Annotated in this window: 30 protein-coding genes; 6 read left to right on the top strand and 24 right to left on the bottom strand. The window is 68.9% G+C overall.

Features of this window, described 5'->3' with window-relative positions; genetic code table 11:
* The first annotated feature begins 63 nt into the window (after positions 1–63).
* Positions 64–711, top strand: a complete 648-nt coding sequence (locus tag BQ2383_RS07905) for a heme oxygenase (biliverdin-producing) (RefSeq protein WP_091032145.1) — start codon at positions 64–66, stop codon at positions 709–711.
* 4 nt (positions 712–715) lie between these two features.
* Here the strand turns inward: BQ2383_RS07905 and BQ2383_RS07910 are convergent, their stop codons facing one another.
* Entirely contained in the window at positions 716–2,101 is a 1,386-nt protein-coding gene (locus BQ2383_RS07910) for an ATP-dependent DNA helicase (protein WP_208617638.1), read from the bottom strand.
* 114 nt (positions 2,102–2,215) lie between these two features.
* On the opposite strand from BQ2383_RS07910, the gene BQ2383_RS07915 reads away from it, so the two are divergent.
* Positions 2,216–3,286, top strand: a complete 1,071-nt coding sequence (locus BQ2383_RS07915; RefSeq protein ID WP_091032150.1) for a hypothetical protein — start codon at positions 2,216–2,218, stop codon at positions 3,284–3,286.
* Between the two features lie 33 nt (positions 3,287–3,319).
* On the opposite strand, the gene BQ2383_RS07920 is transcribed toward BQ2383_RS07915, so the two are convergent.
* The 3 genes from BQ2383_RS07920 to BQ2383_RS07930 form a co-directional block, all read right to left on the bottom strand.
* A complete protein-coding gene (locus BQ2383_RS07920; RefSeq protein WP_208617636.1) occupies positions 3,320–5,326 on the bottom strand; it encodes a cytochrome c oxidase assembly protein in 2,007 nt (668 codons plus the stop codon).
* A gap of 88 nt (positions 5,327–5,414) precedes the next feature.
* Positions 5,415–5,702 carry an HU family DNA-binding protein gene (locus BQ2383_RS07925; protein WP_017203554.1) on the bottom strand — a complete coding sequence of 96 codons (288 nt, stop codon included), beginning with the start codon at positions 5,700–5,702 and terminating at the stop codon, positions 5,415–5,417.
* A gap of 182 nt (positions 5,703–5,884) precedes the next feature.
* Complete coding sequence (locus BQ2383_RS07930; protein ID WP_091032153.1) at positions 5,885–6,466, bottom strand: TetR/AcrR family transcriptional regulator; 582 nt, start codon at positions 6,464–6,466, stop codon at positions 5,885–5,887.
* Positions 6,467–6,613: 147 nt separating this feature from the next.
* Between BQ2383_RS07930 and BQ2383_RS07935 the strand changes: the two genes are divergently transcribed.
* Entirely contained in the window at positions 6,614–7,441 is an 828-nt protein-coding gene (locus BQ2383_RS07935) for an alpha/beta hydrolase (RefSeq protein WP_091032155.1), read from the top strand.
* A 136-nt stretch (positions 7,442–7,577) separates the two neighbouring features.
* Here the strand turns inward: BQ2383_RS07935 and BQ2383_RS07940 are convergent, their stop codons facing one another.
* From BQ2383_RS07940 to BQ2383_RS08015, 16 genes are all read right to left on the bottom strand, one after another.
* Complete coding sequence (locus BQ2383_RS07940) at positions 7,578–8,402, bottom strand: endonuclease domain-containing protein (RefSeq protein WP_091032158.1); 825 nt, start codon at positions 8,400–8,402, stop codon at positions 7,578–7,580.
* 303 nt (positions 8,403–8,705) lie between these two features.
* Positions 8,706–9,011: a 30S ribosomal protein S14 gene (gene rpsN / locus BQ2383_RS07945; protein WP_017829734.1), complete on the bottom strand. Its 306-nt coding sequence runs from the start codon at positions 9,009–9,011 to the stop codon at positions 8,706–8,708.
* Positions 9,012–9,014: 3 nt separating this feature from the next.
* Positions 9,015–9,185 carry a 50S ribosomal protein L33 gene (gene rpmG, locus BQ2383_RS07950; protein WP_017203558.1) on the bottom strand — a complete coding sequence of 57 codons (171 nt, stop codon included), beginning with the start codon at positions 9,183–9,185 and terminating at the stop codon, positions 9,015–9,017.
* Entirely contained in the window at positions 9,185–9,421 is a 237-nt protein-coding gene (gene rpmB / locus BQ2383_RS07955) for a 50S ribosomal protein L28 (RefSeq protein WP_017203559.1), read from the bottom strand. The genes rpmG and rpmB overlap by 1 nt, the downstream gene beginning before the upstream one ends.
* Before the next feature lie 139 nt (positions 9,422–9,560).
* Entirely contained in the window at positions 9,561–10,292 is a 732-nt protein-coding gene (locus BQ2383_RS07960; protein ID WP_091032161.1) for a DNA-3-methyladenine glycosylase, read from the bottom strand.
* A gap of 1 nt (position 10,293) precedes the next feature.
* Entirely contained in the window at positions 10,294–12,216 is a 1,923-nt protein-coding gene (locus BQ2383_RS07965; RefSeq protein ID WP_244175937.1) for a hypothetical protein, read from the bottom strand.
* A complete protein-coding gene (locus BQ2383_RS07970; protein WP_091032164.1) occupies positions 12,206–13,018 on the bottom strand; it encodes a TIGR03943 family putative permease subunit in 813 nt (270 codons plus the stop codon). The genes BQ2383_RS07965 and BQ2383_RS07970 overlap by 11 nt, the downstream gene beginning before the upstream one ends.
* Positions 13,011–14,051 carry a permease gene (locus BQ2383_RS07975; RefSeq protein WP_091032167.1) on the bottom strand — a complete coding sequence of 347 codons (1,041 nt, stop codon included), beginning with the start codon at positions 14,049–14,051 and terminating at the stop codon, positions 13,011–13,013. The genes BQ2383_RS07970 and BQ2383_RS07975 overlap by 8 nt, the downstream gene beginning before the upstream one ends.
* Positions 14,048–14,464, bottom strand: coding sequence for a Fur family transcriptional regulator (locus BQ2383_RS07980; protein WP_091032170.1), 417 nt, complete (start codon positions 14,462–14,464; stop codon positions 14,048–14,050). Before BQ2383_RS07980 ends, BQ2383_RS07975 begins: the two co-directional genes overlap by 4 nt.
* A gap of 60 nt (positions 14,465–14,524) precedes the next feature.
* Positions 14,525–15,385, bottom strand: a complete 861-nt coding sequence (locus BQ2383_RS07985; RefSeq protein ID WP_091032173.1) for a metal ABC transporter permease — start codon at positions 15,383–15,385, stop codon at positions 14,525–14,527.
* The gene (locus BQ2383_RS07990) at positions 15,382–16,203 is read right to left on the bottom strand and encodes a metal ABC transporter ATP-binding protein (RefSeq protein ID WP_091032175.1); all 822 of its coding nucleotides are present in this window, start codon (positions 16,201–16,203) and stop codon (positions 15,382–15,384) included. Before BQ2383_RS07990 ends, BQ2383_RS07985 begins: the two co-directional genes overlap by 4 nt.
* Entirely contained in the window at positions 16,200–17,195 is a 996-nt protein-coding gene (locus tag BQ2383_RS07995) for a metal ABC transporter solute-binding protein, Zn/Mn family (protein WP_091032180.1), read from the bottom strand. Before BQ2383_RS07995 ends, BQ2383_RS07990 begins: the two co-directional genes overlap by 4 nt.
* Before the next feature lie 77 nt (positions 17,196–17,272).
* On the bottom strand, positions 17,273–18,625 hold the full coding sequence (locus BQ2383_RS08000) for a dihydrolipoamide acetyltransferase family protein (RefSeq protein WP_091032182.1): 1,353 nt from the start codon (positions 18,623–18,625) through the stop codon (positions 17,273–17,275).
* A gap of 27 nt (positions 18,626–18,652) precedes the next feature.
* The gene (locus BQ2383_RS08005) at positions 18,653–19,633 is read right to left on the bottom strand and encodes an alpha-ketoacid dehydrogenase subunit beta (RefSeq protein WP_091032185.1); all 981 of its coding nucleotides are present in this window, start codon (positions 19,631–19,633) and stop codon (positions 18,653–18,655) included.
* Positions 19,630–20,757, bottom strand: coding sequence for a pyruvate dehydrogenase (acetyl-transferring) E1 component subunit alpha (pdhA, locus tag BQ2383_RS08010; RefSeq protein WP_091032187.1), 1,128 nt, complete (start codon positions 20,755–20,757; stop codon positions 19,630–19,632). The genes BQ2383_RS08005 and pdhA overlap by 4 nt, the downstream gene beginning before the upstream one ends.
* A gap of 105 nt (positions 20,758–20,862) precedes the next feature.
* Positions 20,863–21,930, bottom strand: a complete 1,068-nt coding sequence (locus BQ2383_RS08015) for a histidinol-phosphate transaminase (protein ID WP_091032190.1) — start codon at positions 21,928–21,930, stop codon at positions 20,863–20,865.
* Between the two features lie 84 nt (positions 21,931–22,014).
* Here BQ2383_RS08015 and BQ2383_RS08020 point away from each other — a divergent pair, with 84 nt between their 5' ends.
* From BQ2383_RS08020 to BQ2383_RS08030, 3 genes are all read left to right on the top strand, one after another.
* Positions 22,015–22,221 (top strand): ribbon-helix-helix protein, CopG family, encoded by a 207-nt coding sequence (locus BQ2383_RS08020; protein ID WP_091032192.1) that lies wholly within the window; start codon positions 22,015–22,017, stop codon positions 22,219–22,221.
* Positions 22,218–22,580, top strand: a complete 363-nt coding sequence (locus BQ2383_RS08025; RefSeq protein ID WP_091032195.1) for a type II toxin-antitoxin system death-on-curing family toxin — start codon at positions 22,218–22,220, stop codon at positions 22,578–22,580. The genes BQ2383_RS08020 and BQ2383_RS08025 overlap by 4 nt, the downstream gene beginning before the upstream one ends.
* Positions 22,581–22,646: 66 nt before the next feature.
* On the top strand, positions 22,647–23,051 hold the full coding sequence (locus BQ2383_RS08030; RefSeq protein ID WP_029264370.1) for a phage holin family protein: 405 nt from the start codon (positions 22,647–22,649) through the stop codon (positions 23,049–23,051).
* A gap of 24 nt (positions 23,052–23,075) precedes the next feature.
* Here BQ2383_RS08030 and vapC read toward each other — a convergent pair whose 3' ends face one another.
* Genes vapC through BQ2383_RS08045 form a run of 4 tightly spaced genes read right to left on the bottom strand, consistent with a single transcriptional unit; the run spans position 23,076 to position 25,277 of the window.
* Positions 23,076–23,477 carry a type II toxin-antitoxin system VapC family toxin gene (vapC, locus tag BQ2383_RS19325; protein WP_167381564.1) on the bottom strand — a complete coding sequence of 134 codons (402 nt, stop codon included), beginning with the start codon at positions 23,475–23,477 and terminating at the stop codon, positions 23,076–23,078.
* Positions 23,474–23,692 carry a type II toxin-antitoxin system VapB family antitoxin gene (locus BQ2383_RS19330; RefSeq protein ID WP_167381565.1) on the bottom strand — a complete coding sequence of 73 codons (219 nt, stop codon included), beginning with the start codon at positions 23,690–23,692 and terminating at the stop codon, positions 23,474–23,476. The genes vapC and BQ2383_RS19330 overlap by 4 nt, the downstream gene beginning before the upstream one ends.
* 38 nt (positions 23,693–23,730) lie before the next feature.
* Positions 23,731–25,017 (bottom strand): hypothetical protein, encoded by a 1,287-nt coding sequence (locus BQ2383_RS08040; RefSeq protein ID WP_091032200.1) that lies wholly within the window; start codon positions 25,015–25,017, stop codon positions 23,731–23,733.
* On the bottom strand, positions 25,014–25,277 hold the full coding sequence (locus tag BQ2383_RS08045; RefSeq protein ID WP_091032203.1) for a hypothetical protein: 264 nt from the start codon (positions 25,275–25,277) through the stop codon (positions 25,014–25,016). Before BQ2383_RS08045 ends, BQ2383_RS08040 begins: the two co-directional genes overlap by 4 nt.
* Between the last annotated feature and the right edge of the window lie 8 nt (positions 25,278–25,285).

Consider the following 25,285-nt stretch of genomic DNA (forward strand, 5'->3'; position numbering starts at 1 on the left):
GCCGGACGACTTCCGGTGACTCCGGGCTTTCCTCTGAGGTAAGGCTCCCCTTACACTAAGGTCATGCCCGAGATCCTCTCCTTCTCCGCCGCCCTGCGCGAGCGCTCGTCCGGATCGCACTCCCGCAGCGAGACCGCCGGCTTCATGTCCGACCTCCTGAAGGGTGAGGGCTCCCGCGAGGACTACATCTCGCTCGTCGCTCAGCACTACTTCATCTACGAGGCACTCGAGAGCGCCGGCGACCGCATGCGCCAGGACCCGATCGCCTCGGTCTTCCTCAGCGACAAGCTCACCCGCCTTCCCGCGCTCGAGGCCGACCTGGAGTTCCTCCTCGGCGCCGACTGGCGCGAGCAGATCGTGCCGCTGCCGACCACGCAGCGCTATGTCGACCGCATCCGTCAGGTCGGGGCGACCTGGGCCGGCGGCTTCGTGGCGCATCACTACACGCGCTACCTCGGCGACCTCTCCGGTGGGATCTTCATCGGCCGCGTGATGGCCCGTCGTTTCGGCTTCGAGACCAACGGCATCGGCTTCTACCTGTTCGACGACATCGCCGACCCGTCGGCCTTCAAGGACGTGTACCGCGAGCAGCTCGACGCGGCGCCGTGGGACGACGCCGAGCGCGAGCGCGTGATCGACGAGGTGCTCCTCGCCTACCGCTTCAACACCGAGCTCTTCGAAGACCTCGACCGGGCGCGCGCCGCGGCCTGAGGCGTCAGCTCTTCGGCAGCTCCGGTGTCGACGCCGCCAGCCAGGCGTCGCGCATGAACCGGCGCACGTCCTCGTCCACCCGGATGTCGCGGGGTCGCAGCGGGCGCGACAGGTAGAGCCCCTCGAGCGAGGTCAGCCGGCTCAGCGCGACATACGTCTGCCCCGGCGCGAAGGCGCCGGAGCCGAGGTCGATGATCGCGCGTTCGTAGGTCTTGCCCTGCGACTTGTGGATCGTGACCGCCCAGGCGAGCCGCAGCGGGAACTGGGTGAACTCGGCCACCACGTCGCGCGACAGCTTCTTGGTGTTCTGGTCGTACGCGTAGCGGAACCGTTCCCACACGGCGGGTTCGACGTCGACCTCCTCGCCGTCGATGTCGACGCGCACCGCGCTGCCGATGATGCGGACCACCGTTCCGATGGTGCCGTTCACCCAGCGGGGCGGCTCTCCGGACATCGCCGTGTCGTTGCGCAGGAACATCACCTGCGCGCCGACCTTGAGCTTGAGCTCGGACTCGGCCGGCAGCGACGCCTCGCCGCGCCCGAAGTCGCCGCTGACCTCGGCGCGCGCGGTCTGCTCCTTGCCGGGCAGTGCAGCAAGATGCCTGCTGTTGATGCTGTTCACGATGTCGTTGCGCGTGGCGAGGGTGATCATCGGCACCTCGCCCGGCTCCGGATCCGGCGGCGTGCGCGCGCCCTGCGTGTTCAGCACCCCGGCGATCTCGGCGGTCACCCGCCCGTAGCGCACGGCGTTCAGCATCGCCTTGAACCCGTCGTCGGACTGGCGGTGGATCTGCACCAGCTCCCGCACGTGCAGCTCGGCACGGGTGTCGACCTCGAACAGGCCTCCCTGATCGGAGATCCCGGACCCGCCGGCCCACACCTTGGCGTCGAAGAACCAGAACGAGCGGTAGTGGTCCTGTACGTAGCGGGCCTCGTCACCCCGCGGGGGAACCGGCGCCAACTGGTACGGGTCGCCGAACATGACGACCTGCACGCCACCGAACGGTTCACCCCTGCGCCCTCTGGCCTGGCGCAGGGAGCGGTCGATCGCATCCATCAGGTCGGCGTTGACCATCGAGATCTCGTCGATCACGAGTGTCTCGATGGCGTTGAGGATGCGTCGCGTCGCATCGTTCTGGTCGATGTCGGCGTCGCCGATCAGGCCGATGGGCAGCCGGAAGAGCGAATGGATGGTCTGGCCCTCGACGTTGAGCGCCGCGACACCGGTGGGTGCACAGATCGCGATCTGCTTCTTCGTGTGCCAGGCGAAGTGCTGCAACAGCGTCGACTTGCCGGTGCCGGCACGCCCGGTGATGAAGACGTGCTCGCCGGTGTCCTCGATGAGCCGGAACAGCTCTTGCTGCTCCTCGGACAGGGCGGGAAGGGACACGGCACTCACAGGGGAAGCAGACGGAAACGGGGCGCCACCCATGCTACGTCCCGGCATCCGCCTGCGGCTGCCGACGCTCGGCGTCCCCCCAGGACGCCCTCCTAGACTGACGCCATGGGACGGGCCGGCACGCGCGCGCCCCGGCGATCGCGCCTGGGCGTCGATCTGGCGATGCTGGCCGTCGTCGGGCTCATGCTGGTCGCCGCACTCGGTGCCGGCGGCGCGACTCTGTACCAGCAGTTCTACGGCCCTTCCGCCTTCGTGACCCGCTATCTCGACCTGCTCTCCGCGGGCCGCGCCGCCGATGCTCTCCGCATTCCCGGCGTCGCGATCGACCGCGAGACCCTCGAGAAGGCGGGCATCGACCCGGCAGCCTCGGAGGCGATGCTCCGGCGCTCGGCACTCGCACCGCTGACCGATGTGAAGGTCGAGTCGGAGAAGCCCGCAGACGGCGGTACCGCGGTCACCGTGAGCTACCAGGCGAGCGGCCACTCCGGCACGAGCACGTTCCTCATCGAGCAGGACGGCTGGGCGGGCGTGACCCCGAACTGGCGCTTCACCACCAGCCCCCTCGCCGTGATCGACCTCACCGTTCGCGGCGCCGACCAGTTCGCGGTGAACGGCTTCGAGGTCGACCGTCGACAGGTGTCGGCCCTCGGGCCCGAGGCGGGCGCACTCGATCCCCTGCCGCTGCTGGTCTTCACACCCGGGCTGTACTCGATCACGGTCGACACTCCCATCGCGACCGCATCCGGGCACGGCGTGCTGTCAGACACGCCCCTGGCCGTCACGCCGCTCGACGTGCAGACCGAGCCGACCGAGGAGTTCGTCAAGGTCGTGCAGCAGCAGGTCGAGCAGTTCCTCACGGAGTGCACGACGCAGGAGGTGCTGCAGCCGACCGCCTGCCCGTTCGGCCTGCGGGTCACGAACCGGATCACCGCCCCGCCGAAGTGGTCCATCGCGAGCCAGCCTCAGGTCACGGTCATCCCCGACGAGGGCCAGTGGCAGATCCCGACCACCGAGGCCGTGGCGCACGTCGACGTCGAGATCCAGTCGCTGTTCGACGGGTCGATCGCACCGCTCTCCGAAGACGTGCCGTTCCAGCTCAACGGCACGATCGTGATCCTGCCGAACGGCTCGGCGTCGATCAGGGTCGGCGCCCCGGGTGACGTCCCGGTCGACTGAGGTCCCGGACGACTGCGCACCCCGCGACGGGTCTCAGCGGCCTTCTTCGCGGCGCTGATCGCGTTCGGCGAGCGCCGCGAGCTTGGCGTTGTACTCCTCGAGCTCCGCGTCTCCCGTGCGATCCGCGTGCCGGTCTGCCCGACGCTGCAGCTTCGTGTCGCTGCGGCTCCACTGGATGGCGACCGTGATCGCGAGGATGAGCGTCGGGATCTCCCCGATCGACCACGCGATGCCGCCGCCGACGTACTGGTCCTGCATCGGGTCGACACCCCAGTCGCGACCCATCGCCCCGAACCAGTCGGCGACCATCAGCCCCTCCTGCATCATGATCGCGATGCCGAAGAAGGCGTGCATCGCCATGACGGCGATCAGCGTGATCAGGCGTCCGGGATACGGCAGACGGTAGGGGACCGGGTCCGCGCCGATGAGGCTCATGACGAACAGGTAGCCCGAGATCAGGAAGTGGATGACCATCCACTCATGACCGAGGTGCTCGAACATCGACCAGCGCACGAGGTCGGTGAAGTAGAAGGCCCACAGCGACAGGATGAAGATGGCCGCCGCGACGAACGGATGCGTGACCACGCGGGCGAACGGCGAGTGCACGGCCCACATGATCCACTCGCGGCCACCGCGGGTGCCGTCGTCGCGCTTGTGGATGGCGCGCAGCGCGAGGGTGATCGGGGCCCCGGAGACGAGCAACAGCGGGATCGCCATCGACAGCATCATGTGGCCCATCATGTGGATGCTGAACAGGTACTCCTGGTACGCGTTGATCGGACCGCCGGTGACCCAGACGAGCAGCAGCATCCCCAGCACCCAGAAGACCGTGCGATGGATCGGCCAGCGGTCGCCGCGCCGGTGCAGGCGCCACACACCCGCCAGGTAGAAGAACAGTCCGAGGCCCGCCGCGATGAGCCAGAGCACGTCGATGTCCCACGCCGTGAACCAACGCTCGAGGGTGAGCTCGGGCGGCAGTGTCGCCCCGGTCAGGATCTGGGCGGGCGTCTGCAGGAAGGCGGCGGTCTCTCCCGTGGGAGGGGGCGTACGGGCCAGCGCGGCCGCGGCGCCGGAGGCGAGGCCCATCAGCGCGACCTCGCACAGCACGAGCAGCCAGAACCAGCCGGCGGCGCGGGCTCCGGCGAGCTTCGGGATGAGGCGGGCGCGGTACCAGGCGCCGAGCAGGCCCATTCCGCCCAGCAGCGCGACTTTGGCGAGCACGATCCAGCCGTAGGGCGTGGTCCACAGCGCGGTCCAGTCACCGACCGCGACGATCGATCGCGTGACCCCCGAGACGGCGACCACGGCGAAGGCGGCGATCGCGAGCGACGAGTAGCGTCCGACGAGCTGCGCGGTGTCGACGTCGGCACGTCCGCGCAGCAGGATCAGCAGCAAAAGGCCGCCGAGCCAGACGGCCGCGCCGATCGTGTGCAGCAGGATCGAGTTGACCGCCATGTTGTGCCCGGCGAGATCGCCCGCGTGACCCTGCGTCGCGAGTGGCAGGAAGGATGCCGCGGCCAGCAGCGCCGTGATGAGCGTGGGCGTCCACGAGCGCCAGGCGAACGCGAGCACCGTGATGATCGCGCCGAAGAGCGTGGTGATGAGCCAGGACTGGCCGAGCGGCAGCTCCAGCAGGAAGCGGCCCAGCTGTGTGCCGAACTCGCGCTCGATGCTGAGCTTCGGGTTGAAGGCGGCCATGAAGGCGAGGAACCCGGCGAGGCCAGCCGAGATCGTGAACACGGCGGCGCCGACCGAGGCGATGTTCAGCGCGGCGTCGAACGAGCGATCCCCCGCGCGCAGCCCGAACAGGGCCAGCACCAGGGAGCCGAGCATCACCGCGCCGGACATGTTCATCACGAGCTTGGCGATCGGCGTGCCCCAGAGCACGAACGGGCCGGGGTCCTGCAGGAGCGGGGGCTTCGCGCCTCCGCCGACGAGGAGCGCGAGCGTCAGGGCGACCAGTGCCGCGATGAGGAGGATGACGATCCCGGCGATGCGATACGCCGAGATCCGACTCGTCGACTCGCTGCGGGAACTCACCCCTCCAGCCTAGGCGCGCCCGGAGGGGGGAAAGCACGAAGGCCGCCCCCGTCGGAACGGGAGCGGCCTTCGATGAGGTGCGGTCAGATTACTTGACGGCAGCCTTGAGCTTGGAGCCAGCGGTCACCTTGACGCGCTTGCCGGCCGGGATCTTGATCTCGGCGCCGGTCTGCGGGTTGCGGCCCGTGCGAGCAGCGGTGTCGACCTGCTCGAAGGAGATCCAGCCCGGGATGGAGACCTTGCTGCCCTTGGCAACAGCGTCGGAGACCGTGGCGAACAGGGAGTCGAGGACACCGGAGACGGTGGCCTGGCTCTGGCCCGTGGCGCTTGCGATGCTCGCGACGAGCTCGGTCTTGGTGATGGACTTGTCAGCCATGTCATCCTCCAGCGACGAGATCCCGTCGCATCGTTGTGGGTATCGGAGCGGATGCTCCTGGTCTAGTGACCGCCTCGAATGTATCAACCACCACCCACATTTCCGCGTCATTTCGCGGGTTTTGGGCAATTACTGGGCGTGTCGCACCACTTTGGCCACTCCAGTCACAGATTCCGGGGTCGTCAGCGAGCCCGGTGCGCGTCGATCACGGCCCTGGCCGTGCGCTCGAACGCCGGGCTGACACGGCCTTCGCCGTCGAGATATCCGCCGACGAGCGCGGCATCGCGCAGCAGCACGAGCGACGCGGCGACCTCCTCCGGCCGCTCGAGACCGGCAGCCTCGGCGACCTGCTGCAGGGTCGAGCGGAACCACTCCCGATGCTCGTCGATGAGCTGCCGCACGGCGCCGCCGGCATCCGGATACTCCGCGGCCGCGTTGATGAAGGGGCAGCCCCGCGTGTGGTGCTCGCGGATGTCGGCGGCGATGCCCTGGACCACCGCATCCAGCAGCGCGTCGGGATCGGAGACGGCCGCTCCCGCCTCCGTGAACATCGCGCGGAGCATCTCGTCCTCGTGACCGAGGTAGGCGAGCACGAGGTTCTCCTTGCCGCCGAACTGCTTGTAGAGGGTCGCGCGAGTGACACCGGCCTCCTCGATCACGCGGTCGACGCCGACCGCGTGGATGCCCTGTTCATAGAAGAGGCGGGTGGCGGCATCGATCAGCCGGGCGCGGGCGGGGCTGGGGCGCTTCGTCGTGGTGTCCATGATCTTCCTCTCATCGTGTCATCCGAACCCCGGCATCCGAATCCGATTTCCCGGTTTTGGGAATAGGTTGTGGTAGATAGAACGTTCGGTCTACTATCAGCGTAACGCACTTCCGATCAGCGGGAGCCGAACAGAGAGAAGAAGACCATGAACACCACCGACAAGACCCCGATCGTCCTGATCCACGGCCTGTGGATGACCCCCGCCAGCTGGAACACCTGGGCCGAGCGCTTCCGCGCCCAGGGCCACGAGGTCATCGTCCCGGGCTGGCCCGGCATCGACGACCGCTCGGTCGAAGACATCCGCCGCGATCCGTCCGCGCTGAAGGGCATCGGCCTGAAGCAGATCGTCGACCACTACGAGCGCATCATCCGTGCACTGCCCGTGAAGCCGATCGTCATGGGCCACTCCTTCGGCGGCGTCATCACGCAGATGCTGGCAGACCGCGGCGTCGGAGCCGCGTACGTGGGCGTCGCCCCCGGACAGACCGCGGGCATCACCACCCTGCCGCTGTCGACACTGTGGACCGGCACCCCGATCCTCGCGAACCCCTTCGGCCGCAACGGCGCCAAGCCGCTGTCGAAGCGCCACTTCCACTTCACGTTCGGCAACGACCTGAGCCGCGCCGAGTCCGACCGCCTCTGGGAGGAATCGGCCGTGAACTCCTACAACCGGGTCTTCTTCGAGGGCGTCGCATCCGCGTTCAATGAGAAGGGCGGCGTCACCCACGTCGACTACGCGCGCACCGACCGGGCCCCGCTGTATGTCATCACGGGCGAGATCGACCACGTCGTGCCGCCGGCCATCGGTCGCGCGATCGTGCAGAAGTACCGCTCCACCGGCAGCCCCGCCGTCGTCGAGTACAAGGAGTACCCCGGGCGCACCCACCGCCTGGTCAGCCAGGCGGGCTGGGAGGAGATCGCCGACGAGGCCCTCGCCTGGGCCGTCGCGCACACCACCGCCGCCGTCGCGTGACATGAGATCGTCTCGCTCGGGGGCCGCTGACACCACCGCGTGGGGCGGAGATCTCGCCGTTGGGCGGAGGATAACGGCGCATTCTTCCGCCCATCGGCGAGGTCTCCGCCCGACAGGGAGCGCAGAGGCATCCGGCTCACCGCTCGAGATGGAGACGCTGAGCGATCGCGGCCAGGATGTTGCCCTGCACAGAGGCCCACTGGTTCATGAGCTGGTCGTAGCCGATCCGGATCACGTGGTAACCCCGGACCATGAGTTCGGCGTCGTGAGCGATGTCACTCGTGCGCTGCACCCCCACGTGATGGCCGCCGTCGATCTGAACGACGAGTCGTTCTCCGACCAGGAAGTCGACGCGATGCCCGACGATCCACACCTGCGGCGTGATCGGCAGGTCCAGCCAGGCCATTCGCGTCCGGAAGATGGTCTCGGTCCCCGCATCCGCGAACGGCCGAGCATCCGTGAGCAGTCTTCTCGCCGCCGGCGGGAGGGCCATCCGCTCGAGGGATTCGGCGTCGACCATCCGCGCCCGCATCGCGGACTCCCAGGTCGCGAGCGCATCTTCATGCGGCTGACAGCGGGCCACGAGAATGAGAGCATTCTCGAGCGAGTCTTCGAGCAGTTCCGGATCTCGGGGGATGGCCGGTCTACTCCAGTGCACGACGCCCCTGACGGCATTCGCATGACCGGAGTTCACCGGAGCCGCCACGTGCGGCTCGGATGCCGACGACACCCACAGCCCCTTCCGCTCGGCGAGGGTGATGCAACTGAGAACGACGCCGCGCCGTGCTGCCGCGATGAGCATCGGATCAGCACCCGGAAGAGCCACCCAGCCACGGCACACCGAGCTCACGAGGCCCGCGCGGACCGCCTGTCGGAGCATATGCTCCGTCACGCCGCAACGGCGCAGCGCGGCAACACGGGCGATCCCCTTCCGCGCCCTGAGCACGCCGACGACATCCATCCGTCGATGATGCCGCGCAACCCGGCATCCACTCTTCGCCAATCCCGGGCTTTGTGTACGCAGCCGGGCTCATGAGCGCGGTGCAGTGTTAGTCGTCAGGCGGAGGACTCGGGCATGGGCGGAGGAATCCGCGACGAGCTTCCGCCCATGACCGAGAAGTCCGCCCCACGCGAGGGCCCCACAACGCGAGGGCACCACACGCGAGGGCACCACAACGCGAGGGCACCACAACGCAGGACGAAGCGCCGGGCACGCAGAAGGGGCGAGGATCCGAAGATCCTCGCCCCTTCTGTCAGCTGAGACTTACCAGCTCGACTTGGTGACACCCGGCAGCTCGCCACGGTGTGCCATGTCACGGAAGCGGACACGCGAGATGCCGAACTTCGTGAGGACACCGCGGGGGCGGCCGTCGATGACGTCGCGCGAACGCACGCGAGCCGGCGACGCGTTGCGCGGCAGCTTCTGCAGGCCGACGCGTGCGGCCTCGCGGGCCTCGTCGGTGGCGTTCGGGTCGACCAGGGTCTTCTTCAGCTCGGCGCGACGCTCGGCGTAACGCTCGACGATGACCTTGCGCTGCTCGTTGCGAGCGATCTTGCTCTTCTTAGCCATTGATCAACGCTCCTCTCGGAATTCGACGTGCTGACGGATGACCGGGTCGTACTTCTTGAGCACGAGGCGGTCGGGGGTGTTGCGGCGGTTCTTCTTCGTCACGTACGTGTAACCCGTACCTGCCGTCGAACGCAGCTTGATGATCGGACGAACGTCCTGAGCCTTCTTGGCCATTAGAGCTTCACACCCTTCGCCTGGAGGTCCTTGACCACGTTCTCGATGCCGCGGACGTCGATCACCTTGATGCCCTTGGCGGACACGTTGAGCGTGATCTTACGACCGAGCGACGGAACGAAGTACGTCTTCTTCTGCACGTTCGGGTCGAAGCGGCGCTTCGTCCGGCGGTGCGAGTGCGAGACATTGTGTCCGAAGCCGGGAACAGCTCCGGTCACCTGGCACACTGCTGCCATGATGTGACTCCTTCTATACCGTGAGACCGGACGGCCTCACCCAAGATCCCTTGTCTGCACGCAACCACGACCCGCCGATCTCTCGGCCGCAGAAGGGGAAGCACGCGAACTGCGCACAGGAGTGTGCGCAGACAAAGAGTCAGTTTAGCACGGGCGGAGGGTCGACGAGAGCCGCAGCTTCGGCGGCACCCCGTCCCCAGCGGAACGGCGACACCGTGGGATCACCATCGATCCAGAAGCGCCAAGGGAACGCGTGCGTGCCGGCGACCCCTGCGACACCGACGCGCGGGCCGCTCACCACGTCGTCCCGCTGATCGCCCAGCCACAGCTCGGCGCGGGCCCCGTGCCGCTCCTCCCCCGTGACGGCGTCGATCCCGTCGTGCAGCGGATGCCGCAACCCGACGGCCTGACCGAGGCGTCCCGGCCCGCGGGCGAGGTCGCGAAGGGCGATGCGACCGAGAGGCAGTGCGGCACCCCGCCGCCGAGCGGCGGCATCCGCTCCGGCAACGATCTCGCCCGCGCGCAGCAGCACGCCGTCGCCCTGCCCCTCCGGCCCGCACACGACGTTGACGCACGAGTGGATGCCGTGGCTCAGGTAGACGTACAGGTGCCCGGGCTCGCCCCACATCGTGGCGTTGCGAGCGGTCGGCCCCATCCGCGCATGCGATCCGGGATCCGCAATCTCGCCGGTGCCCCGACCGTGGTACGCCTCGACCTCGGTGATGCGGAGCCGCACCTCGAGCAGCTCCGCGTCGTCGGGCCCGACGACGAACGTGCGCAGTTCCGCGCCGAGCAGTCGCGGCGCGACGTCGACGGCGGAGCCGCCCAGATCGGCGCGAACGGCACGGCGCAGGGCATCGCGCGTCGACATGTCAGAACCGCGGTGCCGTCTGGCACCAGGAGGCATCGAAGCCGGTGAGGGCGACCATCTCCTTGCCCGACTCCATGTCGATCAGGTGCGTCTCGACGTTCTCGGGCAGCGGGAGCAGCATCCCGTCGTACGGATTGCTCGCCAGGTCGGGGGCGACGACGACCGCCGCGTACTGGCCGCTCGGCGACGCGCACGCCTGCAGGATCGAATCGGCCGAGCTGACCTCGACCAGCGGGGTCGCCGTGCCGTCGTCGTCGACGCGGATCACTGCCTGCCCGATCGGCAGCCCCGCGTCGTCGCGCGAGACCACGTGCCGCAGCGTGCCACCGGGGTACGGCGTGATCGAGGAGGCCGTGCCGTAGTCGGGATCGGATGCCGCGAGCGGCTCTTCGGATCCGTCGGCGAGGTTGAGCTCGACCACGGTGGCGTCGAGCCGCTCGACGATCGCCGTGTAGGTACCGCGGGAGATGCCCTGGATGGTCGCGGCAAGCCCGAGGGACTGCACCCCCGCATCGGTCGAGCGGTCGACGAGCGAGAGCGCTCCGTCGAAGTCGATGAAGAGCACGGCGGCGCTGTCGGGCACGAACTGCCAGACGAAGACGCTCGCCTCCTTGCCCGCGACCTCGATGACCTGAGGGTCGTCTTTGCCGTTCAGCGACTGTGTGACCAGCACGCTCGCTCGTCCTTCGTCGTCGCTCAGCTCACGGTCGGAGTAGCTGTAGCCGACGAGGCCGCCGCGCTCGGAGACTTGGACTGCACCCACGTAGCCGTCGCCCGGGAGTTTCAGCTCGCGCTGGTTCCCCCCGTCGCGATCCATCACGATCAACCGGGACCCGTCGTCCTCCTCGACCGCGACGACGAGTTGGTTCGAGGTCGCGCGGAAGTCGTTGATCTTGTCGTGCTCGTAGACCGCCACCCCGTCGCCCTTGAGGTCGGTGAGGAAGATCTTGTCCTTGCCGTCGACATCGCGGCGCAGGATGAAGATGTGGGATGCCGGGGTCTCGAAACTCGTCGTCAGGGTCGTCGAGGGACCCCCGCCGGCACCGGTGACATCGGCGACACGCACCGTGTACTTCGTGGAATCGTCGAGCGGGACCGTGAAGCGCACACCGACGCCACGACCCGATGCATCGACCGTGAACGGCACGGCCGGTTCGACGGTGACCTGCTCGGGATCGATGTCCGCGAGCGCCTGATTCGCCGTGAGGATGACCCGACTCCCGGAGGACTCGATCGCCTGCGCGGCGTCGACCTGCACCTCGCTGATCCGTGGCCCCTGCAGGAGGCTCACGATGCCGAACACGGTGCCGACGAGCACCAGAACGCCGAGGACCGCACCGATCGTGAGGAGGAAACGGCGTGACGTCGCAGGGGTGCGGGCAGGCTCGCGGGCGGACGGGTCGCGGGAGTCGGCCGGATCGAACGCCTCATCGCGCGGCTCAACCTCGGCCTCAGTTTCGGCTTGGGCGTCGGCAGCGGCGGCGGCGGCATCGGGAGCGTCAGGGGACGCGACGAAGGGGGCCGCACCCACGACGACGGGCTCCGTGGGGAGAGGAACAGACGGAAGCGCCGTCGCCTCGGCGTCTTCCCGCGCAGCGGCCTCGAAGGCGGCCATCTTGCGGGCGGCGGCTTCCTGCTCCGCGACCTCGCGATCGCCTGCCTCTCGCACCGCGGCCTCGCGGGCAGCGGCATCCCGGGCGGCGGCTTCGCGAGCAGCAGCTTCACGGGCAGCGGCATCGCGAGCAGAAGTCTCGTCCGCATCGGCGCGCGGCTCCTCGACGCGCGGTTCGGGCTCATGGTGCGTCGCGAGCGCGCGCTCGATCCGCTCGGCCTCGGCCGCCTCGGCTGCCTCTCTGGCCGCGCGCATCTCCGCACGAGTCTGCGGAACGGCGGGCACCTCGGGGCGCTCGTCGTCAGTACTCATACGGATCCCCCGGCTCGTCGATCGCGACGACATCGGTCGGCTCGACACGGAGCTTTCCATCGGCATCCGCGCGCACGGTCCCGGTGATCTCGACCCACTGTCCGGTCGCGTAGTCATCCGGATCGACGTCGACCGGGAGTGCGGCGGTCTGCGCGTCGATCACGCAGTGCGTGATGACCAGTCGGGTGAGGTTCACGCCGTCGTCAGCCGAGGAGTCGGGCGTCACGAATCCCGTCAGGGTCACCGGTGCGCCGTCATAGGCGGCGGTGTTCGTGGACGCGGCGAAGACGCTCGCCCAGTCGCCCACCCCGAAGGTCGATGTGTCGGCGACGCCGAGCGCGACCGTGTCCGACCCCGCGAACAGGGCGCTCTGCTCCCCCGCGCGCGACATCGCCAACTCGACCGACAGCGAGGCCGGCGGCAGCACGAGGGCGGCGGCGACGACGCCCGTGGCGATCACACCGCCCGCGACGGCCCCGACACCCGCGAGCGAACGCCGAGGGGAGGCGGTGGGCGAGCCGTGATCCGCATCATCGGCGGTATCCGCGACTTCCGGAGCGGGCCCGTGATCGTGTCCGTGGTCGCCCTCCTCGCCGAGCGGGAGGGTGCACGACCAGATCGCGCCGGCGAGCGTCACGACCGCGGCGGTGCAGGCGAACCACACCGATTCGGGGCTGATGTAGAGGTTGAGGCGCCCGGTGAGCCCGAGGCCGAGCGTGACGACCGAGATCACGGCGGCGAGCCCCACACCCAGCCAGCGGGTGCCGAGCGCGCGGGCACGGATGGCGGTCTGCTCAGACAAGGACGTTCACCCCGATCCCGATGGCGAAGGCCGAGGCGAGCACGATTCCCACGATGCCGACGAGGGTGCGCGTCGTGAACGTGGTGCGCATGAGCGCGAGCATCTTGACGTCGACGAGCGGACCGACCAGCAGGAAGGCGACGATCGCACCGGACGAGAACGTCGACGCGAACGACAGCGCGAAGAAGGCATCCACGTTCGAGCAGATCGCGACGGTCATCGCCAGGATCATCATCGCGACGATCGACAGCACCGGGTTCGAACCGATGGCGAGCAGCCATTCGCGCGGGATGAGCACCTGCACGGCTCCGGCGAGCGCCGAGCCGATCACCAGCGCGGGCATCACGGCACGCAGCTCGACGAGGAACTGCGTCAGGCTGCGGCGCACCGGCGTGCCCGGTTCGTGCGTCACACGGTCGCAGGTGTCGACGAAACGCTGCGTGAGCATGCCGTCCGGGTCGGGGTGGCGGCTGTAGATCCAGCCGATCAGGTTCGCGATCAGGTAGCCGCCGACGAGGCGGGCGACCAGGATGCCGCCGTCCCAGCCGAATGCCGCGTGCGTGGTGAGGATCACGATCGGGTTCACGATCGGCGCCGCGATGAGGAAGGTCATCGCCTCGGCCGGAGCGAGCCCGCGCATCATCAGCCCGCGCGCGAAGGGCACGTTGCCGCACTCGCACACCGGGATCAGCATGCCGAGCAGCGACAGCACGGCACGACGGGCCCATGCGCGCCGGGGCAGCCAGCGGTGGATGACGTCGGGCGGCAGCCACACCTGCACCACGATCGACAGCAGCACGCCGAGGATCACGAACGGCAGCGCCTCGATCAGCACGCTCAGCGCGAGGGTGAGGCCGTCCTGCGCGCGGGTCGGGAGAGCTGCGGGGAAGAGCGTCGGCAGGAAGGCGTCGATGAGGAACAGCGCCGCGATGATGACGACGCCGAGACCGACTCCGATCCAGGCCGAGCGCGCGGACGGCGCCGGGCGATGCGTGTGACCGTGACGGGTCGCCGTACCTGCCGAGGGGCTCACGCGTTCGCAGCCCTTTCGGCGTCGCGCTTGTTCGTGCACGGCGTGCACAGGCCGAAGATGTCGACCACGTGCGCGGCATCCGTGAATCCGTGCAGCGCCGCGGTGCGGTGCGCCCACTGCTCGACGTCTTTGGCCTCGATCTCGACCGTCAGGCCGCAGGACCGGCAGATGAGGTGGTGGTGGTGCCCCTGCGTCGTGCAGGCGCGGTACAGCGCCTCGCCCTCGGGGCTCTGCAGCGAATCGGCGTCACCGGAGGCCGCGAGGCCGGCGAGCGCGCGGTACACCGTGGCGAGGCCGATGCCCGTGTTGTCGTCACGCAGCGAGGCGTGCAGGTTCTGCGCGCTCACGAAGCCGCGCGCGTCGGCGAGTGCTTCGCGCACACGGTCGCGCTGCCAGGTGTTCCGCTGAGCCATGAGACGAGTCTAGGCCGCAGGAGTTGGCGAGGGCTGGGAGTGGATGCGCCCGTGCATGACTCAGGCCCGGACGCGCTTCACCCTGGCGCGCGAGCGCTGCACGATCCAGCACACGACGTAGATGGTGAACGACAGGGTCGTGATGTACGGGCTCACGGGCAGCGTGCCGGCGAGGGCGAGCAGGATGCCGCCGACGGCCGAGACGAATCCGAACAGGGCGGACAGCAGTGGCACCGCGATGGGGCCGGCCGTCACACGCATCGCCGCAGCGGCGGGTGTGACCAGCAGCGCCATCACCAGCAGCGCACCGATGATGTGCACGCTCACCGCGACGATGAGGCCCAGCAGGACCATGAACAGCAGGCTCACGGCACGGGTCGGTACTCCGCGGGCAGCGGCCGATTCCGGGTCGAGCGAGTCGAAGCGCAGCGGGTTCCACATCACCAGCAACCCGATGAGCACGACCATGCTGATGCCGATGAGCCAGCCGAGGTCGGGGCTCGACACCGAGACGATCTGCCCGGTCAGCAGGCTGAACCGGTTGGCGCTGCGGCCGTCGTACAGGGAGAGGAACAGGATGCCGAGGCCCAGGCCGAACGGCATCAGCACCCCGACGATCGAGTTGCGGTCCCTCGCCTTGGCCCCGAGGATGCCGATCAGTATCGCCGCGACCAGGGCGCCGGCCAACGACCCGAACACCACACTGCCGCCGAACAGCAGGGCGGCGGCGGCACCCGCGAACGACAACTCGCTCACACCGTGCACCGCGAACGCGAGGTCGCGCTGCATCACGAAGACGCCGATCAGTCCGCCGACGATGCCGAGGACCGCACCCGCGATGATCGAGTTCGACAGCAGGGCGACGAGTTCGCCGTAGTCCTGGAACGAGAAGACGTCGCTCCAGTCGACCAGGGGCCTCATGCCGCTCCTCCATGCTCGTGGTCGCCGTGGTCGTGGTGCGGCTCGGCATCCGGAACACCGACGACGACCAGCCGGTCGCCCGCGCGGAGCACGAACACCGGGGTGCCGTAGAGGTCGCTGAGCACGCGGGTCTGCAGCACCTCGTCGGGAGTGCCCAGGAGGAACCGGCCGCCCGCGATGTAGAGGATGCGGTCGACGCGGCCGAGGATCGGGTTGATGTCGTGCGTGACGAACAGCACCGCGGCCTCGCGCTCACGGCGCTGGCGGTCGATGATGTCGGTCACGGCCAGCTGGTTGGCCAGGTCGAGGTTCGACAGCGGCTCGTCACACAGCAGCAGCGCCGGCTCGTCGGCGAGGGCCTGACCGACCCGCAACCGCTGCTGCTCGCCGCCCGAGAGCAGGCCGACACGGCGATCGGCGAAGTGCGAGGCCCCGACGGACTCGAGCAGACGGTCGACCTTGGCGCGGTCGCCGCGATGCGGGATCGGGAACCCGAACCGGCTTCCGCTGACGCCGAGCCCCACCAGGTCACGGGCTCGCATGCTGGTGTCGGGGGCGAGGTTGCGCTGCTGCGGGATGTAGCCGATGCGGGAGTTGCCGCGGTGCACGGGCTCCCCCGCGACGCGGATCGACCCTGAAGACAGCGGCTGCAGACCGAGGATGCTGCGCAGCAGCGTGGTCTTGCCCGACCCGGACGGGCCGAGCACCGCGATGAACTCCCCGGGCTGCACCGTCAGGTCGAGCCCTGACCAGAGTTCGCGGTCGCCACGCTGGAGTGCGGCGTCGGTGATCTCGAGGACCGGAGCGCCGCCGCTCACGGCTGGACAGCGGCGGCGAGGCTCTTGATCGCGTCACTCATCCACTCAGAGTACGACGATCCGTCCTCGAGCAGCTCCGTGAACGCGACGACGGGGATGCCGGCGTCCTTCGCGGCCGCCTCGACGCGCTCGGTCTCCGCGCCACCGGTCTGCGCGTTGGTCAGCAGCGCCGTGGCCTCGCCGCCGTCGATGACCTTGAGCGCCTCGAGCAGCACGGCGGGCGCGACATCGGTGCCCTCCTCGACCGACTCGGCGAACCCTTCGGGCGTGACGTCGGTGAGGCCGGCCGCGGCAGCGAGGTAACCGGGCAGCGGCTCGGTCATGAAGACCGTGGCGCCTGCGGCATCCGTCTTGATGGTCTCGAGGTCGGCCTCGAAGCCCTCCAGGTCGGCGACGATCTCGTCGGCGTTGGCCGCGAACTCCTTCGCCCCGTCGGGGTCGAGCTCGGCCAGCTCGTCGGAGATCGCCTCGACGACATGGATCATCGTGTGCGGGTCGAACCAGACGTGCTCGTTGAAGCCCTCGATGTGGTTGTGTCCCTCGTGACCCTCTTCGCCCTCGGCGTGATCGTGGTCGTGGGACTCGTCGTCGGCGTGGTCGTGCTCGGCCTCGTCGTGACCCTCGTTGCCGGGGAAGTCGTGCGAGAACTCGACCGCCGTGACGACGTGCGGGTCCTTCGCGTCCTCGAGCAGCGTGTCGACGAAGGCGTCGTAGCCGCCGCCGTTCTCGATCACCAGGTCGGCCTTCTGCACCGTGAGGCGGTCGCGCGCGGTCGCCTCGTACGAGTGCGGGTCCTGCGAGGCCGAGGTGATGAGCGACTCGACCTCGACGCGGTCGCCGCCGATCTGCGCGGCGATGTCGCCGTAGACGTTGGTGCTCGCGACGACCGTGATGGTGCCGTCGTCGCCCTCTCCCGCTGCCGGGGTGGAGCATCCGGCCAGCGTGAGTGCGGCGACGGATGCGAGGGCGAGGGCGACGACGGGCTTCTTCATGCCTTCACTCTAAACGCTAATGAGAACCATTATCAAGTTGAGCGGGGTGCCGCGTTCCCGGGCTCGACGCCGCAGGCTCACTCCACCAGCAGCGCAGGCTCCTCGAGCACGGATGCCACGTCGGCGATGAAGCGGCTCATGCCGTCGCCGTCGATCACGCGGTGGTCGAACGACCCGGCGACCGTGGTCACCCAGCGCGGGCGCACCTCGCCGTCGACGACCCACGGCTTCTGGCTGATGGTGCCCATCGCCACGATGCCGGCCTCGCCGGGGTTGATGATCGGGGTGCCGGCATCCATCCCGAACACACCGATGTTGGTGATCGTGATGGTGCCGCCCTGCTGATCGGCCGGCGGCGTCTTTCCCTCGCGCGCCGTGAGCGTCAGGCGGTTCAGCGCCCGCGCCAGGTCCTTCATGCTCAGGTCCTGCGCGTCCTTGATGTTCGGCACGAGCAGGCCGCGCGGGGTGGCGGCGGCGATACCGAGGTTCACGTAGTGGCGCACGGCGATCTCCGCGCCGGCATCCGTCTCGATCCAGGCGGCGTTCACCATCGGCGTGCGACGAGCCGCCCAGATCACGGCCCTGGCCACGATGAGCAGCGGCGAGACCTTGATGTCGGCATAGTCGGGCGAGGCCTTGAGCCGCTTCACGAGCTCCATCGTGCGGCTCGCGTCGACCTCTTTCCACACCGTCACGTGCGGAGCGGAGTACGCGCTCTGCACCATGGCCGAGGAGGTGGCCTTGCGCACACCCTTGACCGGGATCGACTCGGTGCGGTCGTCGCCGGCGGCGGAAGGACGGGTCGCGGTGAGGCCGCGGGCGAGTCCGGCCGGAGCGGCCTGCGGCGCGGGCACCGTCTCTTCACGGACGTCGCCCCACTCCGGGGTCTCGATGTTGCGGAAGACACTCGCCTGCGAGGCGTGCTTGACCACGTCGTCCCGGGTGACCTCGCCATCCGCACCGGTCGCCGCGACCGCGGTGAGGTCGACGCCGAGATCGCGCGCGAGCTTGCGGATCGGCGGCTTGGCGATCACGCCCACCGAGGAGCGCACCGGACGCTCGGCCGGGCGCTTGCGGCGCGAGGTGGCACCGCCGCCCGTGCCGTAGCCGACGAGGACCGAGCCGCCGCCCTCCTCCGGCGCGGGGGCCTCGGCCGTGGCGACGACTCCGGGGCCGGCGTCGTCGCGCGCATCCGTCACGAAGGTGATGATCGGTGAACCGACCTCGACCGTCGCTCCTTCGGCGACGAGCAGCTCGCCGACGACGCCCGCGTGCGGCGACGGCAGCTCGACGAGCGACTTGGCCGTCTCGATCTCGCAGACGACGTCGTTGATCGCGACCGTGTCACCGGGGGCGACCTTCCAGGCGACGATCTCCGCCTCGGTCAGACCCTCCCCGACGTCGGGGAGGTTGAAGTTCTGCGTGCTCATGACGAGTCCTTTCGGCCGAGCGGGCGGTCAGTAGGCCAGTGAACGGTCGACGGCTTCGAGGATGCGGTCCGCATCCGGGAGGTACACGCCCTCGAGCTTCGCCGGCGGGAACGGGGTGTCGTAGCCGGAGACGCGCAGCACCGGAGCCTCGAGTGCGTAGAACGCACGCTCCATGACGGTGGCCGCGATCTCGCCGCCGATGCTGGCGAAGCCCTGGGCCTCTTGCGCATAGACCATGCGTCCGGTCTTGCGGATCGAGTCGAGGATCGGCTCGTAGTCGACCGGCGACAGCGAGCGCACGTCGACGACCTCGCAGCTCGTGCCCTCGGCTTCGGCGAGCGCGGCGGCCTGCAACAGCGTGGTGACCATGGCGCCGTGGCCGACGAGCGTCACATCACTGCCCGTGCGCACGACGCGCGAGGAGTGCAGCGGCACGGCGGAAGCGTCGAGGTCGACCTCGCCCTTCTGCCAGTAGCGGCTCTTCGGCTCCATGAAGATCACGGGGTCGTTCGAGGCGATCGCTTCCTGGATCATCCAGTAGGCGTCGTTGGGCGTCGACGGCGACACCACGCGCAGTCCGGGAGTGTGCGCGAAGTACGCCTCCGGGCTCTCCTGGTGATGCTCGACCGCGCCGATGTGCCCGCCGTAGGGGATGCGGATCACGATCGGCATGCTGAGCGCGCCCTCGTGCCGGTTGGTGAGCTTCGCGAGCTGCGTGGTGATCTGGTCGAACGCCGGGAACACGAAACCGTCGAACTGGATCTCGATGACCGGGCGGTAGCCGACCATCGCCATGCCGATCGCGGTGCCGACGATCCCGGACTCGGCGAGCGGGGTGTCGAGCACCCGACGGTCGCCGAAGTCGCGCTGCAGGTGCTCGGTCACACGGAACACTCCGCCGAGCTTGCCGATGTCCTCGCCCATGAGCAGGACCTTCGGGTCGTTCTCCATCGCCTTGCGCATCCCCGCGTTCAGGGCCTTGCTGAGCGGCATCGTCTCGAGGGTCATCGGGTTTCTCCTTCGAACGACGCCTCGTACTGCGCGTGCCAGGCCTTCTGCTGGTCGATCAGTGGGTGCGGTTCGCTGTACACATGGTCGAACATCTTGTCGACGCTGGGCGGTCCGAGTTCGACACTGCGGGCGCGAAGGTCTTCCGCGGCGTCCGCCGCCTCGGCCTCGACGTCGGCGAACACCTGCGCGGACGCTCCGCGGCTCTCGAGGAACGCGCGCATCCGGACGATCGGGTCACGACCGGCCCAGTACTGCTCCTCGTCGCTGCCGCGGTACTTCGTCGGGTCGTCGCTCGTGGTGTGGGCGCCGAGCCGGTAGGTGACGGCCTCGATCGCCTGCGGGCCTTTGCCGCTGCGGGCCTCGTCGAGCGCCACCCGGGAGACGGCGTAGCTGGCGAGCACGTCGTTGCCGTCGACACGGACGCTCGGGATGCCGTAGCCGGCACTGCGCTGCACGAGCGGCACGCGCGACTGCGTCGACACCGGCACCGAGATCGCCCAGTGGTTGTTCTGCAGGAAGAAGACGGTCGGCGCCTGGTAGCTCGCGGCGAAGACCATCGCCTCGTGCACGTCGCCCTGGCTGGAGGCCCCGTCGCCGTAGTAGGTGATGACGGCTTCGTCGCGGTCGACGTCACCGGTGCCCGTACGGCCGTCGAAGACGAGGCCCATCCCGTAGCCGGCGGCGTGCAGCACCTGCGAGCCGAGCACGAGCGTGTAGAGCCGCGTGTTGCCGTTCTTCGGGTCGGTCGGGTCCCATCCGCCGTGCGAGACGCCGCGCATCAGCTTGATGATGTCGACCGGGTCGACGCCGCGGATGCGGGTGACGGCGTGCTCGCGGTACGAGGGGAAGATCGTGTCCTGCGCACGGGCCGCACGACCGGAGCCGACCTGCGCCGCCTCCTGCCCGCGACTCGGCGGCCACAGGGCGAGCTGCCCCTGCCGCTGCAGGTTCGTCGCCTGGGTGTCGATCGCGCGGATGACGACCATGTCGCGGTAGAACTGCTCGAGCTCCGCGTCGCTGATGGCCTCGATCAGCGGAAGGTATCGCTCGGCGGCGGCGGACGGCGCGAACCGTCCGGTCTCATCCAGAACGCTCACAAGGGGGGTCTCGGGGGTGGTCACGCTCTCACGCTACCCGCGTCGGCATGCCCGGTCACGCATACCTAGGACGCCCTTGTAACTGCCCGGAAGCCGGAGAAAACCGCGGAAAGCCGCGGCGAGCGCGGATCAGCGAACCGAGGCGGCGACCTCGAGCACGCGCTCGAGGGAGGCCTCCTCGCCGACCGAGATGCGTATGCCGTCGCCCGAGAACGGACGCACGACGAGGTCGTTCTCGACGAACGCGGCAGCCACCTCGTCGGTGCGCTCACCGGCCGGCAGCCACACGAAGTTCGACTGGGAGTCGGGGACGTCCCAGCCCTGCGCGCGGAGACCTTCCACGAGACGGGTGCGCCGCTCGACGATGATGGCGACGCGCTCGAGGAGTTCGGGCTCGGCATCGAGGCTCGCGATGGCGGCGTTCTCAGCAGCGGAGGTGACCGAGAGCGGGATGCCGGTGGTGCGTGCGGCGTCCAGCACCTTCTCGTGGCCGATCGCGTACCCGATGCGGAGGCCGGCGAGACCGTAGGCCTTCGAGAAGGTGCGCAGCACCACGACATTCGGGTGCTGGTCGAACACGCGCTCGGCGAGACCGTCGACGGCATCCGGCGCGGTCACGAACTCGGCGTACGCCTCGTCGAGGATGATCAGGATGTCGCTCGGCACGCGCTCGACGAAGATCGCGAACTCGGCCGACGTGATGATCGGCCCGGTCGGGTTGTTCGGGGTGCACAGGATGATCGCGCGGGTGCGCTCGGTCACAGCATCCGCCATCGCATCGAGGTCGTGGCGCGAGTCGGCGGTGAGCGGCACCTGGACCCCGGTCGCACCGGCGACCAGCGGAAGGCTCGGGTACGCCTCGAAGGAGCGCCAGGCGTAGATGACCTCGTCGCCGACGGACGCGGTGGCCAGGATCAGCTGGTGCAGGATCGAGACGCTGCCGGAGGCGACGTGCACCTGCTCGGGGTTGACCCCGTAGCGCGCACCCAGGCGCTCGCGCAGACGACCGGCGGTGGCGTCGGGGTAGCGGTTGATCGGGGTCGTACGCTGCAGCGCTTCGAGCACCGACGGCAGCGGATCGAACGGGTTCTCGTTGCTGGAGAGCTTGAACGCGTCGGGGCCGGCCTGCTTGCCCTGCCGATACGGCGCGAGGGCGGCGATGGCGGGGCGGATGCGGGGCAGGATCGGCTCGGTCACGGATCGAGTCTACGAGGGTGACGGAGGCGGGGATGGCCCGGGATGGCCCTGTTCACGCGACATCTGCGGTGGTACCATTTTGGTATGGCGATGACAGTGCGACTTCCCGAAGAACTCGATGTACAGCTGAGTGAGCTGGCATCGCGACGACACACGTCCAAGCATGCACTCCTGATCGAGGCCGCAGATCGATTTCTCCGCGAAGAGGTGACGACAGAACAAGCGGTGACGATCGCCCGAGGCGTGGCCGACCGGTACGCCGATCTCCTCAAGAAGCTCGAAGACGCGTGACGCGGTACGTGGAGCTTCCGCACGCCGTGGGAGTCACCGAGGAACTGGGCCTCCACATCCGAGACATCGGGTTGCTCTCCTCGGCGCTAGCCAGGCCGTCGAGTTCTATGTTCGGCGTCGAGGCCTATCCGGATCTTGAGGTCAAGGCTGCATCTCTGCTGTCATCCCTGAGCCAGAATCACCCGCTGTTCGATGGGAACAAGCGCTTCTCCTGGGTTCTCACCCTGACGTTCCTCGAGATGAACGGTGTCCTCATCGATATGGACACGGAGCTTGCTTTCGACTTGATCCTTCGGACGGCACAGAGCAAAGCCAGCCTCGATGAGATCGCCGCCCTACTCCGCGACCATCGTCGCTGAAAACAGCAGTGGGTAACGACACCGCAGGCTGACTCTCGCCGGCGTCCGTGCGACACTGGTCGGACTATGCGCTTCATCATCCGCGTCGTCGTCAACGCCTTCGCCATCTGGGTCGTCACGCTGATCCCCGCCCTCCAGGTCACGATCAGGGCGTTCCCGCCCGGCGAGACCCTGCAGGTCGTCCTGACGCTGCTGGCGGTTGCCGCGATCTTCGCCATCGTCAACACGATCATCGGCACGGTCGTGAAGATCGTCGCGTTCCCGCTCTACATCATCACGTTCGGCCTGATCGGCTTCCTGATCAACGGGTTCCTGCTGTGGCTGACCGCGTGGATCACGAGCGGCTTCGGCTGGGGCCTGACGGTCGGTGACTTCTGGTGGGGCGTGCTCGCCGCGCTCATCATCTCGGTGATCAACGGCATCTTCGGCTTCATCCTGCGCCCGCAGAAGAAGGCCGCCCGCCGCGACTGAGCCCGGCGCGGCTGAGCACGGCGACTACGCCGGAACGTCGAGGCGAAGCGGACTGATCTCGGCGAGGAACCCGAAGTCGCGGTCGCCATGCAGGAGCGGGATGTCACGGCGAATCGCGACGGCGGCGATCAGGCAGTCGATCATGCTGCGGATCGGGTGGCCGTTGGCCGCCGAGGCTCGGTAGAGCTCTGCCGCGTCTCGGAAGTCGGTGACCGCGTGCAGTGGTGCGAGCGGAAGCCCGTTCGCGAGCGCCTCCACCCTCGAGAGCTCCTGCGGTCGCCGCGCTCCGGCGAGCAGCTCCATGATCACCGGCTCGGTGATCGCGATGTCCGCGCCGGCGGCGATCAGTCCGTCGAGTCGCTCGACGACCGGTGCGTCGACCCCGCGAAGGTAGGCGATCCACGCGGAGGAGTCGACGAGGATCACGCGTCGCCCCACGGCGACGGCGGATCGTCGCGGATCGCATCGAGGTCTCCGCTCCAGCCCGTGCCCTTCAGGCCGAGGAGGAAGTCCTTCGTGAGAGGCACGCCGACGAGCCTGCGGAGGGCGAGATCGACCGCCTCCTTCTTCGTGGAGAGGTCGTACCTGCGCATGACCTCCCGGACGAGCTCTTCGTCGATGTCGATGTTCGTGCGAGCCATACACGCACGGTACACCTCGGATACACCAGCCGCCACGGTCACTGTTTCACCCGTTCGGCGTGGAACTCGGTGCGTTCGATCTCGACGGCATCGCCGAGCTCCCGCCAGTACGCGTCGAGCGCCTCGGCACGCGGATCGGACGAGGCATCCACCATCTGCGCGGTCTCGATGTAGGCCTCGATCGCGTGCGGCTGCAGCGACAGGTCGAACACGCCGTCCTGCGGGTCGACCTCGCGTGTCGCGGTGAAGCTGTCGGGCGAACCGGTGCCCGTGGCCGATCCCCCCGCGGCGAGCTTCGCGACGACGTCATCGGAGTGTGAGAGCTGGATGAGAGTCTGGCCGTCGTCGAGCGACGACTCCTGCGGGCTTCCCGCCGTCAGCTGCAACGCGACGTCGTAGTCGCTCTCCATCGCGAGGTGCGCCGCGATCATCCCGCCCTGCGAATACCCCACGATGTCCACACGGTCTCCGGGCTCTGCGCCCGCGGCGGCCAGCGCGTCGACGGTCGCCTGATACGACGCCGACCGCTGCCCCTGATAGAGCTCCAGGTTCGACTTCATGTCCCACGGATCCTCTTCGCCGCCCTCCCACGGCACGGAGTTCTGGGTGCCTTTGACATAGGTCACGTAGCGGGTCGCGCCGTCGGGCATCGTGTACTTCTCGACCGCCACCTGCGCGCTCGTCGACGGCAGGCGCTTCAGTGCGCCCGCCACGCCCTTCGGCGCACCTGCCGGGGTCGACGTGGCAGTCGGAGTGACGCGCACGGGATCGGCCGCCCCCGTGAGACGGGCGCCCGACGGCACCTTCCCGAGTGTGGTCGTGAGGCCGGCGAACGCTCCTGCCAAGAGCAGTGACGGCAGCATCCCGAAGATGCCCATCGGCTCGGGCATCCCTCCGTGGCGTCGCCCCGCCCAGTCGGCCACCAGCCAGTCGGCCATCACTCCGATGCGCGCGTCGCCGTCGATGAGCCGATCGATGCGCGCCTGGATCATCCTCGCGGCCGCGGCATCCGCGAGGGTGAGCGCCTCCGCCTGCGCCCGAAGCTCCACCACCTCGAACGCGTCCGCCATCAGGAGGATGCCCGCGCGTGCGTCGTCGAGCTCCACCCGCAGCGCTTCCACACCTTCCCCGCTGCGATGCAGGGCACCGATATCGACCTGCGGGGCGGCCTCCGGCGCAGAGGCCAGGAGCGCACCCGCGCGGACGATCGCGGTCCGGGCCTCCTCGCACTGCATCACCACCGTGCGTATGCGGGAACCGACATCACGCAACTGCTCGGTGTCGACGGCGATCACCCCGCCGTGCTCGATGTCCAGCCCGCTCATTCCGCTCCTCCGGCGTTCAGCTCCCACTGACGCACCCGGAGGTGCCCGATCTCGGCACCGCAGTCTTCGCGCAGTCGCGCCAGCCGCTCATGCAGGGCGCGGAACCCCTCGGACTGCCAATCCGACGCATCGACGAGCGACACCAGAACGGCTCCGGCGTCTTCCAACAGCGATATCGCCGTGCCGATCTCGCGACTGGTCAGCATCCAGACCCAGCTGGCGTCGGAGGCGATGACATGATTCTGCGCGAGGGAGTACATGGCCCTCA

The sequence above is a fragment of the Microbacterium oxydans genome (assembly GCF_900095745.1).
In the GTDB taxonomy this organism is placed as follows: Bacteria; Actinomycetota; Actinomycetes; order Actinomycetales; family Microbacteriaceae; genus Microbacterium; species Microbacterium oxydans_B.

Bases quoted from the DNA above. Each gene is read 5' to 3' on its own strand.
- BQ2383_RS07905 (WP_091032145.1), top strand. From the start codon at position 64: ATGCCCGAGATCCTCTCCTTCTCCGCCGCCCTGCGCGAGCGCTCGTCC.
- BQ2383_RS07915 (WP_091032150.1), top strand. From the start codon at position 2,216: ATGGGACGGGCCGGCACGCGCGCGCCCCGGCGATCGCGCCTGGGCGTC.
- BQ2383_RS07925 (WP_017203554.1), bottom strand. From the start codon at position 5,702: ATGGCTGACAAGTCCATCACCAAGACCGAGCTCGTCGCGAGCATCGCA.
- BQ2383_RS07930 (WP_091032153.1), bottom strand. From the start codon at position 6,466: ATGGACACCACGACGAAGCGCCCCAGCCCCGCCCGCGCCCGGCTGATC.
- BQ2383_RS07935 (WP_091032155.1), top strand. From the start codon at position 6,614: ATGAACACCACCGACAAGACCCCGATCGTCCTGATCCACGGCCTGTGG.
- BQ2383_RS07940 (WP_091032158.1), bottom strand. From the start codon at position 8,402: ATGGATGTCGTCGGCGTGCTCAGGGCGCGGAAGGGGATCGCCCGTGTT.
- rpsN (WP_017829734.1), bottom strand. From the start codon at position 9,011: ATGGCTAAGAAGAGCAAGATCGCTCGCAACGAGCAGCGCAAGGTCATC.
- rpmG (WP_017203558.1), bottom strand. From the start codon at position 9,185: ATGGCCAAGAAGGCTCAGGACGTTCGTCCGATCATCAAGCTGCGTTCG.
- rpmB (WP_017203559.1), bottom strand. From the start codon at position 9,421: ATGGCAGCAGTGTGCCAGGTGACCGGAGCTGTTCCCGGCTTCGGACAC.
- BQ2383_RS07960 (WP_091032161.1), bottom strand. From the start codon at position 10,292: ATGTCGACGCGCGATGCCCTGCGCCGTGCCGTTCGCGCCGATCTGGGC.
- BQ2383_RS07965 (WP_244175937.1), bottom strand. From the start codon at position 12,216: ATGAGTACTGACGACGAGCGCCCCGAGGTGCCCGCCGTTCCGCAGACT.
- BQ2383_RS07980 (WP_091032170.1), bottom strand. From the start codon at position 14,464: ATGGCTCAGCGGAACACCTGGCAGCGCGACCGTGTGCGCGAAGCACTC.
- BQ2383_RS07985 (WP_091032173.1), bottom strand. From the start codon at position 15,385: ATGAGGCCCCTGGTCGACTGGAGCGACGTCTTCTCGTTCCAGGACTAC.
- BQ2383_RS07995 (WP_091032180.1), bottom strand. From the start codon at position 17,195: ATGAAGAAGCCCGTCGTCGCCCTCGCCCTCGCATCCGTCGCCGCACTC.
- BQ2383_RS08000 (WP_091032182.1), bottom strand. From the start codon at position 18,625: ATGAGCACGCAGAACTTCAACCTCCCCGACGTCGGGGAGGGTCTGACC.
- BQ2383_RS08005 (WP_091032185.1), bottom strand. From the start codon at position 19,633: ATGACCCTCGAGACGATGCCGCTCAGCAAGGCCCTGAACGCGGGGATG.
- BQ2383_RS08020 (WP_091032192.1), top strand. From the start codon at position 22,015: ATGGCGATGACAGTGCGACTTCCCGAAGAACTCGATGTACAGCTGAGT.
- BQ2383_RS08030 (WP_029264370.1), top strand. From the start codon at position 22,647: ATGCGCTTCATCATCCGCGTCGTCGTCAACGCCTTCGCCATCTGGGTC.
- BQ2383_RS19330 (WP_167381565.1), bottom strand. From the start codon at position 23,692: ATGGCTCGCACGAACATCGACATCGACGAAGAGCTCGTCCGGGAGGTC.
- BQ2383_RS08040 (WP_091032200.1), bottom strand. From the start codon at position 25,017: ATGAGCGGGCTGGACATCGAGCACGGCGGGGTGATCGCCGTCGACACC.
- BQ2383_RS08045 (WP_091032203.1), bottom strand. From the start codon at position 25,277: ATGTACTCCCTCGCGCAGAATCATGTCATCGCCTCCGACGCCAGCTGG.